This is a genomic window from Mesorhizobium japonicum MAFF 303099 (assembly GCF_000009625.1).
GTDB lineage: Bacteria > Pseudomonadota > Alphaproteobacteria > Rhizobiales > Rhizobiaceae > Mesorhizobium > Mesorhizobium japonicum.
This window is the reverse complement of the sequence record NC_002678.2, coordinates 6,114,830-6,129,933: the sequence shown is the minus strand read 5'-3', so window position 1 is coordinate 6,129,933 and position 15,104 is coordinate 6,114,830. Positions and strand designations below refer to the sequence as shown.

The following is a 15,104-nucleotide window of genomic DNA, read 5'->3' as shown; positions in this document are numbered from 1 at the left end:
CCCCGGCCTGCAGACGGTGCCCTCCCGGTCCGGCGCCCCACCCGACCCGGAGGGACTTGCGGAGAATCGGAGCCGATGCGAACCTCGCCGCAACATGGCTCGCGCGCGTTCCGATTCTCCGCTTCTCTTCGAAATCGTCGAGAAACCCGATTTCTCCTTCGAGACGAAGGCGATGGCTGACGGCCTGTGGCCGGTGGCCGGGATGGACGAGGCCGGCCGCGGCCCTCTGGCTGGACCGGTGGTCGCGGCGGCGGTGGTGCTCGACCCAGCCAACATTCCCGAAGGCCTCGACGATTCCAAACGGCTCAGCCATTTTCAGCGCGAAGCGTTGTTCCTGCGCATCCTTGGCTCGGCACAGGCCGTCTCGATGGCCTCGATCAGCGCCGAGGGCATCGACGGCAGCAATATCCTCAAGGCGAGCCTGGAGGCGATGCGCCGCGCTTTGGTCGGCCTGTCGGTTCGGCCGAAGCTCGCGCTTGCCGACGGACGCGACGTGCCGCCCGGATTGCCCTGCGATGGCCGCGCGCTGATCAAGGGCGATCAGCGCTCGCAGTCGATCGCCGCCGCTTCCATCGTCGCCAAGGTTATGCGCGACCGCATGATGTGCGGCTGCGGCAGCCACCACGACCGCTACGGGTTCGAGGTTCATATGGGCTACGCCACCGCCCGCCACCGCACGGCGATCGAGACGCATGGCCCGGTGGCACGGCTGCACCGCGTTTCGTTCGCGCCGTTCAGGCTGGGCGGGACTGAGGTGGTGGAAGAAGAAAGTTTGGCCGGGCTTGACTGAGCCGGACTGATTATCTCTCGGAGATTGACGCAGGCGGCGGTGACAGCCGATCTCCCCCCTGTGGGGAAATGTCCGGCAGGACAGAGGTGGGCGCTGTCCCGCCGGCATATCCGCCATTTGCGCGCAGGCCCGTCGTATATGCGCACCCGACCGAGGCGGATGAATATCAAGCGCCGGCATCCCTTCACGCCCCCTCTGCCCTGCCGGGCATATCCCCCATGAGGGGATCGGCAGCGTCGACTTCAGCGCCCAACAAAAAAGCCGCCAGGTTGCCCGGGCGGCTTTTTGATATCAAATGCTGTCAGCTCAGTTCAGCTTGGCCTTCACATCCGCGAGCGACGCCTTGAACAGGTCGGCTCCGGCCTTGACGTCGACCTTGGCGGCGAGCAGCGCGCGCGCGGCTTCGACGGCGATGTCGACGGCGCTGGCGCGCACTTCGGCGACCGCATCACGCTCGGCCTGACCGATCTTCTGCTCGGCAAGTGCCGTGCGCCTGATAACATAGTCTTCGGTCTTCTTGTGCGCTTCGGTGGCGAGCATTTCGGCTTCGCGCTTGGCGGCCGCGACGATGTCGGCAGCCTCCTGCTCGGCTTCCTTGCGCTTCTTCTTGTACTGGCCAAGCAGTTGCTGGGCCTCGTCGCGTAGCTTGCGTGCCTCGTCCAGCTCGCTGCTGATCCTGGCGGCGCGGGCGTCGAGCGCCTTGGCGATCAGCCCAGGCACCTTGATGTAGATGGCGACGCCCAGGAAGATGATCAGGGCAATCGTGGCCCAAAGCGTTGCGAGAGATGTAGCGTCCATGATGCGCTCCTCACCGGGCCACGGATTTGACCGCGGCCGCGATCTCGGCCTTGCTGGCCTTGCCGCCGACCAGGGCCTCGACGATCGCCGAAGCGGTGTCCTCGGCGATGCTGCCGACTTCCTTCATGGCGTTGGCCTTGATGGAGGAAATGCGCGCCTCGGCCTCGCCAAGCTTCTCGTCGAGCGCGGCCTCGATCTTCTTGCGTGCGGTCTCGGCTTCCGCCTTGGCCGCATCGGCGGCCTGCTGGCCGATCGAACTGGCGTTCTTCTTGGCTTCCGCCAGTTCCTGCTCGTAAGCGGCAACAGCGGCGTCGGCCTCGCCCTTCAGCTTGCTCGCCTGATCGAGGTCCTGGCTGATGCGATCGTTGCGGACATCGATGATGCCGCCAATGCGCGGCATCGCTACCTTCTTCAAGAAGAGGTAGAACAGCCCAAAGGTGATCGCCAGCCACAGAAGCTGCGACGGAAATGTCGCAGGATCGAATGGCGGGAACGTGCCGTGCGCTTCGGCAGGCACGCCTGTGCCGGAATGCGTGTCGCCTCCCGTCACGGCGGGCGCGGTCTCTTCCGCAAAGGCAGATGTCACGAACATCTCATTCCCCTGTCCATAAGGTAAGGTCGCACCATGCGCCCCCCTTCGTCAGCCTGTGTTTCTTACTTGAACACCAGGAGGAGCGCGATCAGGAGCGAGAAGATGCCCAGAGCTTCGGTCACGGCGAAGCCGAAAATCAGGCGGCCGAACTGGCCATCGGCAGCCGACGGATTGCGCAGCGCGCCCGAGAGATAGCTGCCGAAGATGTTGCCCAGGCCGATGCCCGCGCCACCCATGCCCAGGCAAGCGATGCCGGCGCCGATTGCAGCTGCTGCATTTACTTCCATGTCAAACTCCTTGTGGTTCCGTTTGTCGTTGCAGATTGTAGTTGGCGTCATGCGCCGGTGAAATTTAGTGGCTGGGGTGTAGGGCGTCGTTGAGGTACATGCAGGTCAACACCGCAAAGACGTAGGCCTGCAGGAAGGCAACGAGCAGTTCCAGCGCTGTCAGCGCTACCGCCATGGCCAGCGGCAGGATCGAGCCCGCGACGCCGACCGCGCCCAGCGCTGAGAGGCTGACGACGAAGCCCGAAAACACCTTCAGTGTGATGTGGCCGGCCAACATGTTGGCGAACAGACGAACCGAGAGGCTGATCGGGCGCGAGACGAAGGAAATCACCTCGATCGGAACGACAAGCACCATCATCACGAGAGGCACGCCCTTCGGCACGAACAGCTTCAGGAAGCCCAGCCCATGCTTCATGAAACCGTAGACGATGACGGTGCCGATCACCAGGATGGCCAGACCGAAGGTGACGATGATGTGGCTGGTGACGGTGAAGAAATAGGGGAATAGGCCGAGCAGATTGGCGACCAGCACGAACATGAACAGCGAGAACACAAGCGGGAAGAACTTCATGCCCTGCGTGCCGGCGGCGTCACGCAACATGTTTGCGACGAATTCGTAGGCCATCTCGGAGATCGACTGCAACCGGCCGGGAACCAGGCTTCGGCTCGACGTCGTGAGGAACAGGAATGCGGCGGCGACCACCACGGTCGCGACCATGAACAATGCCGAATTCGTAAAGGACAGGTCGTAGCCGCCGATGTTAATCGGAACCAGCTTGATGATATGGAACTGGTGGATCGGATCGACCTTGTCAGCTGCCACGTTCTAACCCCGTCAATGCCGCGTACGGCCAAATTACCATTGCCGCGTGAGGGCGGCTATTTCCGAATGCCGCCTGAAGGGCGGTCATTTGCTGTCGTCCCGGCCAGAGCGCGATTTATCGCCCTGTCCGAATTCTGCCACAACGCCCGCTGAACGCATGACATTGAGCACGCCGGCGCCAAAACCAAGCAGCAGGAAAACGATCAGACCCCACGGCGATGTCCCCGCCATTCGGTCGATGATCCAGCCGATGCCGGCGCCCACCACCACGCCAGCGATAAATTCACTGGAGAGTTTGACCGCCTGGCCATATCCGGCCGCACTGCCCGCTTTCGCGTCGTCTTTCCCCTCGAGCCGGTTCGGCAGCCTTGTCGCAAGCGATGCTTCAAGTTCACGCCGACGTCGCTCAAGATCGTCGTCGCGGATGTCAGGTTCATGCTGCTTGCCGCGGCCGGTTTCTCCGGTTCCGTCTGGCCTGCTTTTATCGGCCATCGCAACCCCCCTGCCCGGTCAGACCGTCACCGTCCGTCCGCTTCTAAAGTCGCCGGCAACATAGTTAGAGGGTTTGCGCCCGTCAAGCCACGGGCGGAAGATCATTGCCATGTATTTTAAGCAATAAAATCAATTAATTAGTGAGGTGCGACATCGTGCCCGTCGCGATGATGGGGGCGTGCTGCGCGAATCCTCCCGGCAATGGCTGCCTGATCGAGCCTGTGGCCGATGGAAAAGACCATCGGCTGGCGAGCCTTCAGCTCCAGCCGCCGCCATAGGTGCGGTAGAAGATATGCAGGCCGATCTTGGTCATCTTCTGCATGGTGCGCGCCCAGCCCGGATGGACATATTGGGCATAGTAGTGGGTCGACGATCCGACCTCGGGAATGAATATCTTGCCGGCGGTGACGGCCATGGCGATGTCCTGCGCGGTCTTGTAGGCGGCCGGGCTTTCGATGCGCTTCTTCCGGCCGTCGCAGGCGAAGGAGAACTGGCAGCGGTTGAACCAGCTGTCGTTCTGGTAGACGACGCCGCAGATCGAATTGGGATAGGCGGGGTTGCGGACGCGGTTGAGGATGACCTGGGCAACGGCGGCCTGGCCGCGAACGGATTCGCTCCTGGCCTCGAAATAGATGCCATTGGCCAGGCATGCCTGTTCCTTCTTGGAGAAGACGCTGGCCGGAAGCGGGTTCTGGATCCACGAATGGTCGCCCTTGGCCATCGGCGGAATGAAGCGGCCGCTGTTAGGCTGCTCATCCTGAAGCAGGGCTTCGAAGGGCGAGGCCTTGGCATAGTCGGGCTCGGATTGCGCATAGGCCGTCGCCAGAACATCGGGATGATCGTTGTTGACCAGGGCGGCAAGCATGGCCGGCACGCCGGGATCCGGCTTCTTGTCCTCACGCGCATGGAATTCCGCGGCGATCTGGATTTCCTTGCCTTTGATCTGAGGCTTGGCGAAAGCCATCTTCAGGCCGCCGTCCATGCTCGGCCGCATCAGGGAGGAGGTCCGCTGGAAGATCGAACCGGCGTTGAAGTTTTTCGGCGGCGCAACGGGAGACACCTGGACGATGCGGCCCTTCTTGTCGGCGCGCACCACGCGATCCTCGTCCGGGGAGCCGCTGACCTTGCCGCCCTTGCCGCGAAACGACACGTTGCCGACGCCAGCCAGGTGAATGCCCGATCCGGAGATCGAGCCGGTGACGTCGGAATCGACGAAGGGCATCTCGGCGGCATGGGTCGAACCGGCGACGGATCTTTCGACATAGGAATTCCAGCGCGCGGTCGGCGATTCGAGACCTGAAACGAGGCTGGTCATGTCCTGATAGGCGGCGACGGTCGGGAAGCCGATCCAGATGCCGAGGCCGATGATGAAAGGAGACACAAAATTGCGTTTCTTCTCACCGGCGGCGGCAACAAGCCGCTTCAAGACGCGTCGATGCACGGAACTCTCTCCAGGAACGCTACTGACCCCACTGGAGAGCAAAATGATGCATTAACCTTGATGGGACGTTAACGGGATCGGTCGGGTTTTCTCAGTCGGCTCAAGGTCGTGGTTTGGAAGTCGGGCGGTTTTGCGGCCGGAGCGTTCAGGCCGGCCGCAGGAAGATCGGCCAGGCGATCAGCGCGCAGAGGGACGCCGACAGCCAGACGCCGGGCCATGACCACAGGTGCAGCAGGCCGGGAATGGCCACCGGCACCAGGAAGAAGCCAACGAAGACGAAGGTGTTGGCCAGGCTGAGCGCAGTTCCGACATGGCCGGCGCCGGCAAGCGTTGCAAGCTCGGTATAGGCAACGCCGTGCCAAGCTGAAACCGAGATGCCCGCGACAATAAGCACAAAGGGAAGGACGGCGATCAGGAAGGACTGGCCGCCCGGCACTGCGGAGCCGGCCAGGACCATCAGCCAAAGCACAGAGAAAGCCAACCCGCTGAGCGCACTGCATGAGCGCAGAAACTGGCGACGGTTGCCATGGCGGTCGGTGAAGCGGCCGCTCCAGACGCGCATGACCATGGCGCCAATCTGCACTGCGGCGAGGCTCGCACTGATCGCCACTGTTCCCAGCCCGACGAAGTCGTGCAGGAACACCGATGCGAAGGTGAGCACGGCCACCTGCGGGAAGCAAAGCAGGCCGATGGCGGTCGCGATGCGCCAGACCTCGATGTTGCGCAGCGGCGCCGGTCCAGCAGCGGCAGACGCAGCGACGTGCGCTGCTGCTGGCGGTTCGTGCAGCCAACGCCAGGCAAACAGAGCGGAAAGAGCGGACGCGCCGGCCAGCAGCGTGAATACCGCGGAAAAGCCGAAAGCAAGCGCAAGCGACGGCAGGACAAGCGCGCCGAGACCGCCGCCGAGTGGCACCGCTGTCTGCCTTATGCTCATGGCGAAGCCGCGTTCGTTTTCCCTGAACCAGCCCATGATGGCGCGGCCGCTCGAGCCGTTGACACTGCCGCCGAGCAGTCCGGTGAAGAGCAGGCTTGCCGACAGGAGCATGACATCGGGAACGCCTGACCTTGTCGGCACGACGAGCATGGCCATGGCAAGGAGCCAGGCGGCCGTGGCGCCAAGCCCGATCAGCAGCACGCGGCGGTCGCCCCACCGATCGGTGAGCAAGCCCCAGGGCAATTCGCTGAGCGCAACCCCCAGGCCGAGGACGCCGAGTGCCAGGCCAAGTTCGGCATTGCTTAGGTGATAGCCCTGACGCAGCACGACCGCCGTTGCCGGTATGCCGGAGAAGGTGGCCGAGAAGCTGGCGTTGGCGGCGACGCCAATGCCCAGGACCTTCCAGCGGTGCCCTGGGCTGAACACCCTTCCGGCAGGGGCGGCAGCGCTGCCTCCCAAGAGTTTCTGCGTGTCTTGGTCGGTGCAGTCGAGGATGGCGGACATGATTTCATTCCCGTGACGGCCCAGTCCCCTGGACCTTGACGGCATTTCTCTAGCGCCATAGGTTGATCCTTAAAATCAGGAAGTTTTTGACTATCAATCCCGAAAAACAGGACGTTTCCATGCAACGCGTCACCTTCGACCTCGATGTTCTCCGCAGTTTCGTCACCGGCATGGAGCTGGGCAGCTTTGCCAAGGCCGCCGACCGGCTGGGCCGGTCGACCTCGGCGGTGAGCGCGCAATTGAAGAAACTGGAAGATCAGGCGGCCACGCCGATCTTCCGCAAAGCGGGGCGTGGGCTGGCCTTGACGGAGGCCGGCGAAACCATGCTCGGCTATGCGCGGCGGCTGCTCGAGCTGAATGACGAGGCGGCAGCGGCGATCCACGATGTCGAACTGGAAGGCTGGGTGCGGCTCGGCCTGCAGGAGGATTTTGGCGAGGCGGTGCTGCCGGACGTGCTCGGCCGCTTCGCCCGCGCTCACCCCAAGGTCAAGATCGAGGCCAGGATCGCGCGCAGCCACGAGCTGGCCGAAAGGGTGATGTCAGGCAGCCTCGACATCGCGCTCGCCTGGCACAGCGGCCAGACGCTGCCCTACAGCGAGCATGTCGCCGATGTTCCCATGCGCTGGATCGGCCCGGCAAAGCGCATCGAGACCAGCCTGCGCGACGGCGAACCGCTGCCGCTGGTGGCGCTCGAGGCGCCATGCCTGTTGCGTACGGTGGCGACGGAAACGCTCGACCGCGCCGGGCTGCCCTGGCGCATGGCCTTCTCCAGCCCGAGCCTTGGCGGCATCTGGGCGGCTGTCGCGGCGGGGCTGGGGCTGACGATCCGCACCGATATCGGCCTGCCGGCCAGCGTCAGTGCGATGGCGCCGGAGATTGCCGGGCTACCGGCGCTGCCCAAGATGGCGTTGTTCCTGCACCGCCGGGATGCCGAACCCGAGCCAGTGGCAGCCCGCCTCGCCGACATATTGCTGGAGGCGGCGCGGCAGGCCTTGCCGGGCAATGCGCGGACTGCGGGCTTGCGTGCGGTCGCCTGATCGGACGAGCACCGAGGCTCAGCCGCGTTTCTTGGCTCGACCGGCGAAAGGATTGTCGGAGGTGCGCAACGCGATGCGGATCGGCACGCCCGGCATGTCGAAGGCTTCGCGCAGGCTGTTGGAGAGATAGCGCACATAGGATTGCGGCATCGCATCCGGACGCGAGCACTGGACCACGAAACCCGGCGGCCGCGTCTTGGCCTGGGTGACATATTTGACCTTGAGCCGGCGCCCGGCAACGGCGGGCGGCGGATGATGCGCCAGTATGGCTTCCAGCCAGCGGTTGAGCTTGCCGGTCGAGACGCGGCTGTTCCAGACCTTGTGGGTCCGCAGCACCGCATCCATCAGCTTGTCGAGGCCGCGCCCGGTCTCCGCCGAGACCGGCACTGCCTGGATGCCGCGCACCTGCGGCAGCAGCCGCTCGGTCTTCTCGCGCAATTCCGCCAGCAGCTCCTGCGGATGATCTATCAGGTCCCATTTGTTGAAGGCGATCACCGGCGCGCGACCCTCGCGAATGATCAGGTCGGCGATCTGCAGATCCTGCTTCTCGAAGGGAATGGTGGCGTCGAGCACGATGATGACGATCTCGGCAAAGCGGATGGCGCGCAAGCCGTCCTGCACCGACATCACTTCGAGCTTTTCGTGGATCCTCGCCTTGCGGCGCATGCCGGCCGTGTCGAACAGCTTCAGCCGACGGCCATGCCAATCCCAGTCGACGGAAATCGAATCGCGGGTGATGCCGGCCTCCGGTCCGGTCAGCAGCCGCTCCTCGCCGATCAGCGCATTGATCAGCGTCGACTTGCCGGCGTTCGGGCGGCCGACGACAGCGATGCGCATCGGCTTGGTGTTGTCGTAAGTGTGCGCATCCTCGGCGTCAGGGTCGGCAATATCCTCGCCGATCAGCACCTCGGTGGCAGCGATCTCGTCGTCCTCGCCCTCTTCCTCCTCACCGAAAGCGCGCGCCTCGCCGAGTGCCGCGATCACCGCATCGCGCAGATCGGGCATGCCCTGGCCATGTTCGGCGGAAACTGGGATCGGTTCTCCCAGCCCGAGTTCCCAGGCCTCCAGCATGCCGCCCTGCGCGCCCTTGGCCTCGGCCTTGTTGGCGACCAGCACCACCGGCTTGCCGGACTTGCGCACGATCTCGGCGAAGGTCCTGTCATCCGGCAGCAGGCCGGACTTGGCGTCGATGGTGAAGAAGATCAGGTCGGCTTCGTGGATGGCGATCTCGGTCTGCGCGCGCATGCGGCCGGGCAAGGTCGATGCGCCGGCATCCTCGAAACCGGCTGTGTCGATGACGTCGAAATGCAGATCGTAAAGCTTAGCGGCATGGACGCGACGGTCGCGGGTGACGCCCGGCGTGTCGTCGACAAGCGCCAGCTTCCTTCCCACCAGCCGATTGAAAAGGGTCGATTTGCCGACGTTAGGTCTGCCGATGATGGCGACTTTGAAGGTCATACGGTCCTACAATCATGCATGTCGACGTCCCAAAACCGCTGCACACTTTTGGGCGACATGCATTTACGAGGCATTGCCTGAGCCGCGGATCAGCTCGGACATCAGCGTTGCCCGCTCGCGGGTGTTGCGCGGGGCGCCGTCATCGGCGGCGATCTGGTCGAACAGTTTCAACGCGTCCTGGGTCTTGCCTTCCTTCCAGGCGGCAAGGCCGAGCGCCTCGCGCGCCGTGTGGCGCAGCGTGTTGGTGTCCGATGTCAGCGCCTCGACGCGGCTGGACACGTCGGCGAAGGAGCCGTGGTCGACGAGCAGGAGCGCTGCCCTGAGCCGCGCCATATCGCGAATGCCCTGGGGGATGGCGGTGTCGGCGGCGACGTCGTCGAAATCCTTGACGGCGGCGGCGGTGTCGCCCTTGCTCGCCTTGACGGTGGCGGCGCGCATGCGGGCAAGCAGCGGATAGGCGCCGTAGCCATCCTTTTCCAGCTGGTCGAGCGCGGCCAGCGCATCGTCGTTCTTGCCGTCATTGGCCAGTTTCAAGGCCTGCGAGAAGGCATCGCCGGAGCGGTTGGCGCGCGTCTCGTCCCAATAGCGATAGCCGACGAAGGCGGCGGTGCCGAGCACCACGAGGATCGCAATGCCGAGCAAGGCCGGGCCGAAACGGTCCCACAGCTTCTGCGCCTGCTCGCGACGCATCTCGTCGTTGACTTCACGGATAAAACTGTCGTCGGACATCAATCAAAACCACTTTTGCCCCGGGCCGGGGCGGTTCATGAGCCCGCGTTTTAGCGAAATTTTGTCGGCATGGAAGGGGTTCGGCCGGAAAATCGCCTATTCCCCGGAGGCAAACCGATGTTTGCCCCGGGGGAAACGGATGTTTGCCCGGGGCAAACCGGCAAAAAGCCCAATCGCACCCACGCCACATTTCGGGGATAGCCGGCTTTGTGATCGCCTGGAGCCAGTAAGTTTGCCGATGCCTAGTTTGTCTCGCGTTGCCGCGTTCGCGCTTGCCTCCCTCGCCTCTGCCGGCGCGGCCCTGGCCGATCCGCCCGCGCCGCCAATGCCGGCAAAGCCGAAGCAGGTGGTCATCATCTCCTTCGACAGCGCCCGTGACGTCTCGCAGTGGAAGCGCAGCCGGGCGCTGGCGCAGCGCACTGGCGCGCATTTCACCTATTTTCTCTCCTGCGTCTTCCTGCTGTCGCCGGAGACACGCAAGGAATACACGGCACCCGGCAAAACGGCTGGCAAATCCAATATCGGCTTTGCCGCTTCCAAACAGGAGGTGGCCGAGCGGCTCGAGCAGATCGGCCTCGCCGCGCATGAAGGCCATGATATCGCCAGCCACGCCTGCGGCCATTTCGACGGCAAGGACTGGAGCAAGGCCGACTGGCTCAAGGAATTCGCCTCGTTCGAACAAATTCTCGAGAATGCCTATGCGATCAACGGCATCGCGCCTGAACCCGCTGGCTGGCGCGATTTGGCCCGGCATGCCGTGATCGGTTTCCGCGCGCCCTATCTGTCGGCCAGCAAGGCGCTTTACGAGGCCTTGCCCGCCGCCGGCTACGAGTTCGACGCCAGCGGCGTCTCGCAGGGGCCTGCCCAGCCGCCGACCATCGACGGCATCACCCGCTTTTCACTGCCGCAGATCCCGGAAGGACCGAAATCCAGGCCGGTTATCGCCATGGATTACAATCTCTATGTCAGGCATTCCGGCGGTTTCGAGCGGCCGAGCATGGCGGACGAGTTCGCCAACCGGACCTATCATGCCTTTCGCGCCGCCTTCGACGCGCAGTATCAGGGCAAGCGCATTCCGCTGGAACTCGGCTTCCACTTCACGCTGATGAATGACGGCGCCTACTGGAACGCGCTGGAGCGCTTTGCCGGCGAGGTCTGCGTCAAGGCCGATGTCGAATGCATCAGTTTTCGCGACTACGTTTCGCGGCAGGCTGCCGGCCAGAAGCAGGCCTCGGTTGGCGGCTGAGCCGCCAACCCGTTTTACATCAAACCCTTACTATGCCGGATCTTCGGCGCCCTGCCTTGCCAGATAGCGCTGATCGATATCGGGCAGCGGTTCGCCAAGCAGCGTCGCCTCGAAGGCGCGCAGACGCTTGTGGACCGATTGCAGCTCGACAATGGTCGACCACGAGGTGAGCAGGAATTGCAGCGACCCCGTCACCTTGCCGAAGGCGTTCGAGATCTGGTTCAGCGCACCGAACGTTATCTTGTGCGCGACCAGCGACGGACCCAGGATCAGCAGCGAGAAGATGTTGTCGGCCTGCAGGTAGGTGTACCGGACGACGTTGAAATAGATGTAGTGGAAATAGAGCCTGAAATAATTGTGCCGGACATTGGCGAACAGCTCGGCGGTGGTGGCAGGCTGTGCACGATCCACATGATCCTCGCCGTAAACCAGTTCCTTGCGGTAGGCGGCTTCGACGCGCTGGTTGCGGAACTGCAATCCCGGAAGTTTCAGGCCGGCAATCATCACCGAGATCGTTCCGAACAGACACCAGGCAAGCGCCGCGACAACTAGGGGCTGCGGGATCGCGCCGATGATCGGCAATTCGCTGATATGGGCCTGCAGCTGGATCATCACCGGGAGGAAGGCGATCAAGGTCATGATTGACTGGACGAAGCTGGAGCCGAGATCTTCCATGATCTGCGAAAACCGCATCGTGTCTTCCTGGATGCGCTGCGAGGCACCCTCGATATGGCGCAGCCTAGCCCAGTTCTCGATGAAGTAGTTGTTCATCGCCGTGCGCCAGCGGAAGATCCAATGGCTGACGATAAAGGCATTGACCACCTGCACATTCATGCCGACCAGCGCGAGCCAGGAAAAGTCGGCCAGCCCGGTATAAAATTCACCGTTGGTCGATTTTCCGGTCCCTGACATCAGCCCCTGCACATAGTCGAAGAAGGGCCCGTACCAGGCGTTGACGGCGACGCTGACCTGCACATTGAAATAGATGAAGAACAGGATAACCGCCGTCATCAGGATCGACCAGCGCTGCCACGGATGCGGCGAATACCAGCTCCAGAATGCGTAGAAGATGGCCACGCAGGCCACGAAATAGATGTAGAACCAGAGGAACGGCTTCGACACGAGAACAGCGATGCCGATGATGGGCGGAGCGTCAGCGGCGGCGGCTGGCAGGCCGAAAACGGCGCCCAATTGCTCACCACCGAAAAACCAGAACAGGATCGCCGCAAGGCTCCAGATGGCGGCCGAAGAGAAGAAGAGCTTCGGCTGCGGGAAGAAGGATACGAACACTGTGGCGAATTCCTTGCTTGATGGGCAAATCAGCTGACTTCGGCGGGCATAAAGTCACACATTAGGGGGAAAGAAAATGCCTGCCCGATGCCCGGCGCAGAGCAAACCCACAATCATGGCGATTTTGGCGCGGCCGACCATGTGATGACGCCGGAGACCACCAGCATGGCCGCGGCGACGATCGAAGCGAGGAAGAAATCGCCTGACATCTGCGCCAAAAGGCCGGCGGCGATCGGGCCGATGATCTGGCCAAGGCCGAACGACGCCGTCATCAAGGCAAAGATGCGCCGGGGCGCCTGGGGCGCCTGCTGCCGCGCGGCCTGCAGGCCAAGCGCGGTGATGGCGATGAAGGTGCCGCCGAGCAGCAGACCGCCAAGCAGCGGCCCCGAATATCCGCCGAGCGCCACGCTGGCGGTGACGCCGATCACTTCTATGAGACATGCCAGCGCATAGGCGGCGTTGAGCCCGACCCGCCCGGCTATCTTCTGCCACAACCAGGTCGAGGGAAAACCGGCAAGACCGGCGACCAGCCAGACCATGGCCTCGAAGACGCGGCTGCCGCCGCCCTGGCGGACGATGGCGACCAGGAACGTCGCCGTCACGACATAGCCAAAGCCAAACAGGCCGTAGGCAATGATGATCTTCGTCAGAGACCGGTCTTTCGGCAGCGCCGGTTCACGGACGGCTTGGCCGTTTGCGAGCGGGCCTTCGTTCGCTAGCAGCGCCACGACCACGAAGCCACAAGCCGAAATTGCCGCCGACCACAACCAGCCCGCCGCCCAGCCGGCATGCTCGGTGACCAGCACCGCCATCATCACCGCGGAGATCGCGATGCCGAGGCCGACGCCGCCGAAATGCCAGGCCTGCAGGTCGCCGCGACCGGCGGCATTGATATGGCTGAAAACGATGCTGGCCATGAACACCATGACGAAGGCGCTGGCCAGACCGGCCAGAAAGCGGATGAGGAGAAAAGCGGCCATGGCGTCGGTCAGCCCCATCAGCGCGGCAAGGATGGTGCTGGCGCCAAGACCGCCCAGCATCAGCAGACGCTCGCGCCCATGCGCCCAGCCGCCCGCCGCCGCAAACGCGCCAACGAGGTAACCGAGATAATTGGCCGAGGCGATCCATCCCGCATTGGCCGGCGACAGATGCAGCTCTTCCATCATGCCGGGCAGGATCGGCGTGTAGACGAAGCGGCCGATGCCCATGGCCACCGCCATCGCGATCATGCCGGCGACGGAAAAGCGTAGCGCTGTTGAGGTGGCCGATCTCATTGCAGCGCACATATAAATGCAGGGATCGCTGAAACAATCCGCCATCCGTTGGGCCAGTGCGCGCGTAGAGAGGCGCGACGGGTTCGACTTCCAGTTAAGCTGAAGGCACGTCCTCGGCTCGTCAGAGCCTACCGAAACCGGCCTGCAATGAAGCGGTCTCGTGCACCGTTCGCCGCGCCGTCAGCCTGAACGGCACGTCGCCCAATTCACGCTCCGACATGGTGTTCAGCACAGGATGCGACAGCGGATCGGTCAGCCATGCCTGCGTTTCGCTTTGCGCGCGCGACCCGGACGGCGTGCCCATGGCGAACAGAACCTTCAGCGACGACAACAGCGTTAACATTTGCGGCTCCTCGGATCTGGTTCCCATCGATAGAGTCTGCCGTTCCCTCGCGTCTTTCAATTGAGATTTCAGCCGGATCAATTTAGAAAATCTCAAATGGCCATGCTGAACCGCGTCCACCTCAACGGCCTTCGCGCCGTCGAAACCGTTGCCCGTCTCGGCTCGCTGGCGGCGGCCGCCGGCGAGCTCAACGTTTCCGTCAGTGCCGTCAGCCAGCAGATAAGCCGCACCGAAAAGCAGCTCGGCCAAGCGCTGTTCGAGCGCACGGCGAGCGGCCTGGTGCTGACCGAGTTCGGCGCGGCCTTCGCCACCCGCCTCGGCGCTGGATTTCGCGAGCTTGCCCAGGCCGTGGCGCTGGCCGACGAGGCGAGCCAATGCACATTGGTCGTCTCGGTGGCGCCAGCCTTCGCTTCGAAATGGCTGCTGCCCAGACTGTCGCGTCACTTCGACCGCCATCCCAATGTGCTGCTGCGCATCGATGCGTCGGTGCGGCTGGCCAATCTCGATCATTCCGACGTCGACATCGCCATCCGGCTTGGCGACGGCGAATGGCCGGGCGTGCGCGCGGAACTGCTGCTGGCGCAGGAGGTCTTCCCGGTCTGCGCGCCGTCGATCGCGGCCAAGCTCAGGTCGATCGAGGATCTGGCGCAGACCTGCGCGATCACCGACGAGCGGTCGATGATCAGCTGGGACAGCTGGTTCAAAGCGGCGGGCGTCGAGCCGGTCACCTTCCTCAAGGGCGCGCGCTTCACCGACCCGATGCTGTGCCTGGAATCGGCGATCGCCGGCCATGGCGTGATGCTCGCCTGGCAATTGCTGACAGCCGACGCTCTCACCGACGGCCGGCTGGTGGCGCCTTTCGGCGTGCGCGCCGAGAGCGGGCTGGGCTACTGGATGGTAACCTCGGCGACCAAGGCCGAAAGCCGCAAGGTGCACGATTTCAAAGCCTGGATCCGCGAAGAAATCGAGACGACAATGGCGCAGTTCCGAACGCTCGACAGCGCCGCTTAAGCCTGGTCCACCGCAAACCTGGTGGAAAGGATCGTGGCAGCGGTCTATGTATGGG

16 protein-coding genes are annotated in these 15,104 nt (G+C 63.6%); 4 read left to right on the top strand and 12 right to left on the bottom strand.

Annotated features, from left to right (window positions below):
- The first annotated feature begins 94 nt into the window (after positions 1-94).
- Complete coding sequence (locus tag MAFF_RS30230) at positions 95-790, top strand: ribonuclease HII (RefSeq protein WP_010914830.1); 696 nt, start codon at positions 95-97, stop codon at positions 788-790.
- A gap of 306 nt (positions 791-1,096) precedes the next feature.
- Here MAFF_RS30230 and MAFF_RS30225 read toward each other — a convergent pair whose 3' ends face one another.
- From MAFF_RS30225 to MAFF_RS30195, 7 genes are all read right to left on the bottom strand, one after another.
- Complete coding sequence (locus MAFF_RS30225; protein WP_010914829.1) at positions 1,097-1,588, bottom strand: F0F1 ATP synthase subunit B; 492 nt, start codon at positions 1,586-1,588, stop codon at positions 1,097-1,099.
- Between the two features lie 10 nt (positions 1,589-1,598).
- Positions 1,599-2,180 (bottom strand): F0F1 ATP synthase subunit B, encoded by a 582-nt coding sequence (locus MAFF_RS30220; RefSeq protein WP_010914828.1) that lies wholly within the window; start codon positions 2,178-2,180, stop codon positions 1,599-1,601.
- Between the two features lie 62 nt (positions 2,181-2,242).
- Positions 2,243-2,467: a F0F1 ATP synthase subunit C gene (locus MAFF_RS30215; RefSeq protein ID WP_010914827.1), complete on the bottom strand. Its 225-nt coding sequence runs from the start codon at positions 2,465-2,467 to the stop codon at positions 2,243-2,245.
- A gap of 64 nt (positions 2,468-2,531) precedes the next feature.
- Positions 2,532-3,290 (bottom strand): F0F1 ATP synthase subunit A, encoded by a 759-nt coding sequence (locus MAFF_RS30210; RefSeq protein WP_010914826.1) that lies wholly within the window; start codon positions 3,288-3,290, stop codon positions 2,532-2,534.
- Between the two features lie 84 nt (positions 3,291-3,374).
- A complete protein-coding gene (locus tag MAFF_RS30205) occupies positions 3,375-3,782 on the bottom strand; it encodes an AtpZ/AtpI family protein (RefSeq protein ID WP_010914825.1) in 408 nt (135 codons plus the stop codon).
- 256 nt (positions 3,783-4,038) lie between these two features.
- Entirely contained in the window at positions 4,039-5,223 is a 1,185-nt protein-coding gene (locus MAFF_RS30200; protein ID WP_010914824.1) for a cell wall hydrolase, read from the bottom strand.
- A 145-nt stretch (positions 5,224-5,368) separates the two neighbouring features.
- Positions 5,369-6,661 carry an MFS transporter gene (locus MAFF_RS30195; protein WP_010914823.1) on the bottom strand — a complete coding sequence of 431 codons (1,293 nt, stop codon included), beginning with the start codon at positions 6,659-6,661 and terminating at the stop codon, positions 5,369-5,371.
- 119 nt (positions 6,662-6,780) lie between these two features.
- On the opposite strand from MAFF_RS30195, the gene MAFF_RS30190 reads away from it, so the two are divergent.
- Complete coding sequence (locus tag MAFF_RS30190) at positions 6,781-7,698, top strand: LysR substrate-binding domain-containing protein (RefSeq protein WP_010914822.1); 918 nt, start codon at positions 6,781-6,783, stop codon at positions 7,696-7,698.
- A gap of 18 nt (positions 7,699-7,716) precedes the next feature.
- Here MAFF_RS30190 and der read toward each other — a convergent pair whose 3' ends face one another.
- The gene (der, locus tag MAFF_RS30185) at positions 7,717-9,156 is read right to left on the bottom strand and encodes a ribosome biogenesis GTPase Der (RefSeq protein WP_010914821.1); all 1,440 of its coding nucleotides are present in this window, start codon (positions 9,154-9,156) and stop codon (positions 7,717-7,719) included.
- A gap of 63 nt (positions 9,157-9,219) precedes the next feature.
- Positions 9,220-9,885, bottom strand: coding sequence for a tetratricopeptide repeat protein (locus MAFF_RS30180; protein ID WP_010914820.1), 666 nt, complete (start codon positions 9,883-9,885; stop codon positions 9,220-9,222).
- Between the two features lie 238 nt (positions 9,886-10,123).
- Here MAFF_RS30180 and MAFF_RS30175 point away from each other — a divergent pair, with 238 nt between their 5' ends.
- Positions 10,124-11,131, top strand: coding sequence for a polysaccharide deacetylase family protein (locus tag MAFF_RS30175; protein WP_010914819.1), 1,008 nt, complete (start codon positions 10,124-10,126; stop codon positions 11,129-11,131).
- Between the two features lie 30 nt (positions 11,132-11,161).
- Here MAFF_RS30175 and sbmA read toward each other — a convergent pair whose 3' ends face one another.
- The 3 genes from sbmA to MAFF_RS30160 form a co-directional block, all read right to left on the bottom strand.
- On the bottom strand, positions 11,162-12,421 hold the full coding sequence (gene sbmA, locus MAFF_RS30170; RefSeq protein ID WP_010914818.1) for a peptide antibiotic transporter SbmA: 1,260 nt from the start codon (positions 12,419-12,421) through the stop codon (positions 11,162-11,164).
- A 113-nt stretch (positions 12,422-12,534) separates the two neighbouring features.
- Positions 12,535-13,695 carry a YbfB/YjiJ family MFS transporter gene (locus MAFF_RS30165; protein WP_044549711.1) on the bottom strand — a complete coding sequence of 387 codons (1,161 nt, stop codon included), beginning with the start codon at positions 13,693-13,695 and terminating at the stop codon, positions 12,535-12,537.
- 121 nt (positions 13,696-13,816) lie between these two features.
- Positions 13,817-14,038: a hypothetical protein gene (locus MAFF_RS30160; RefSeq protein ID WP_032929336.1), complete on the bottom strand. Its 222-nt coding sequence runs from the start codon at positions 14,036-14,038 to the stop codon at positions 13,817-13,819.
- Between the two features lie 96 nt (positions 14,039-14,134).
- Here MAFF_RS30160 and MAFF_RS30155 point away from each other — a divergent pair, with 96 nt between their 5' ends.
- Positions 14,135-15,049 (top strand): LysR substrate-binding domain-containing protein, encoded by a 915-nt coding sequence (locus MAFF_RS30155; protein ID WP_044549708.1) that lies wholly within the window; start codon positions 14,135-14,137, stop codon positions 15,047-15,049.
- Positions 15,050-15,104: the final 55 nt, after the last annotated feature.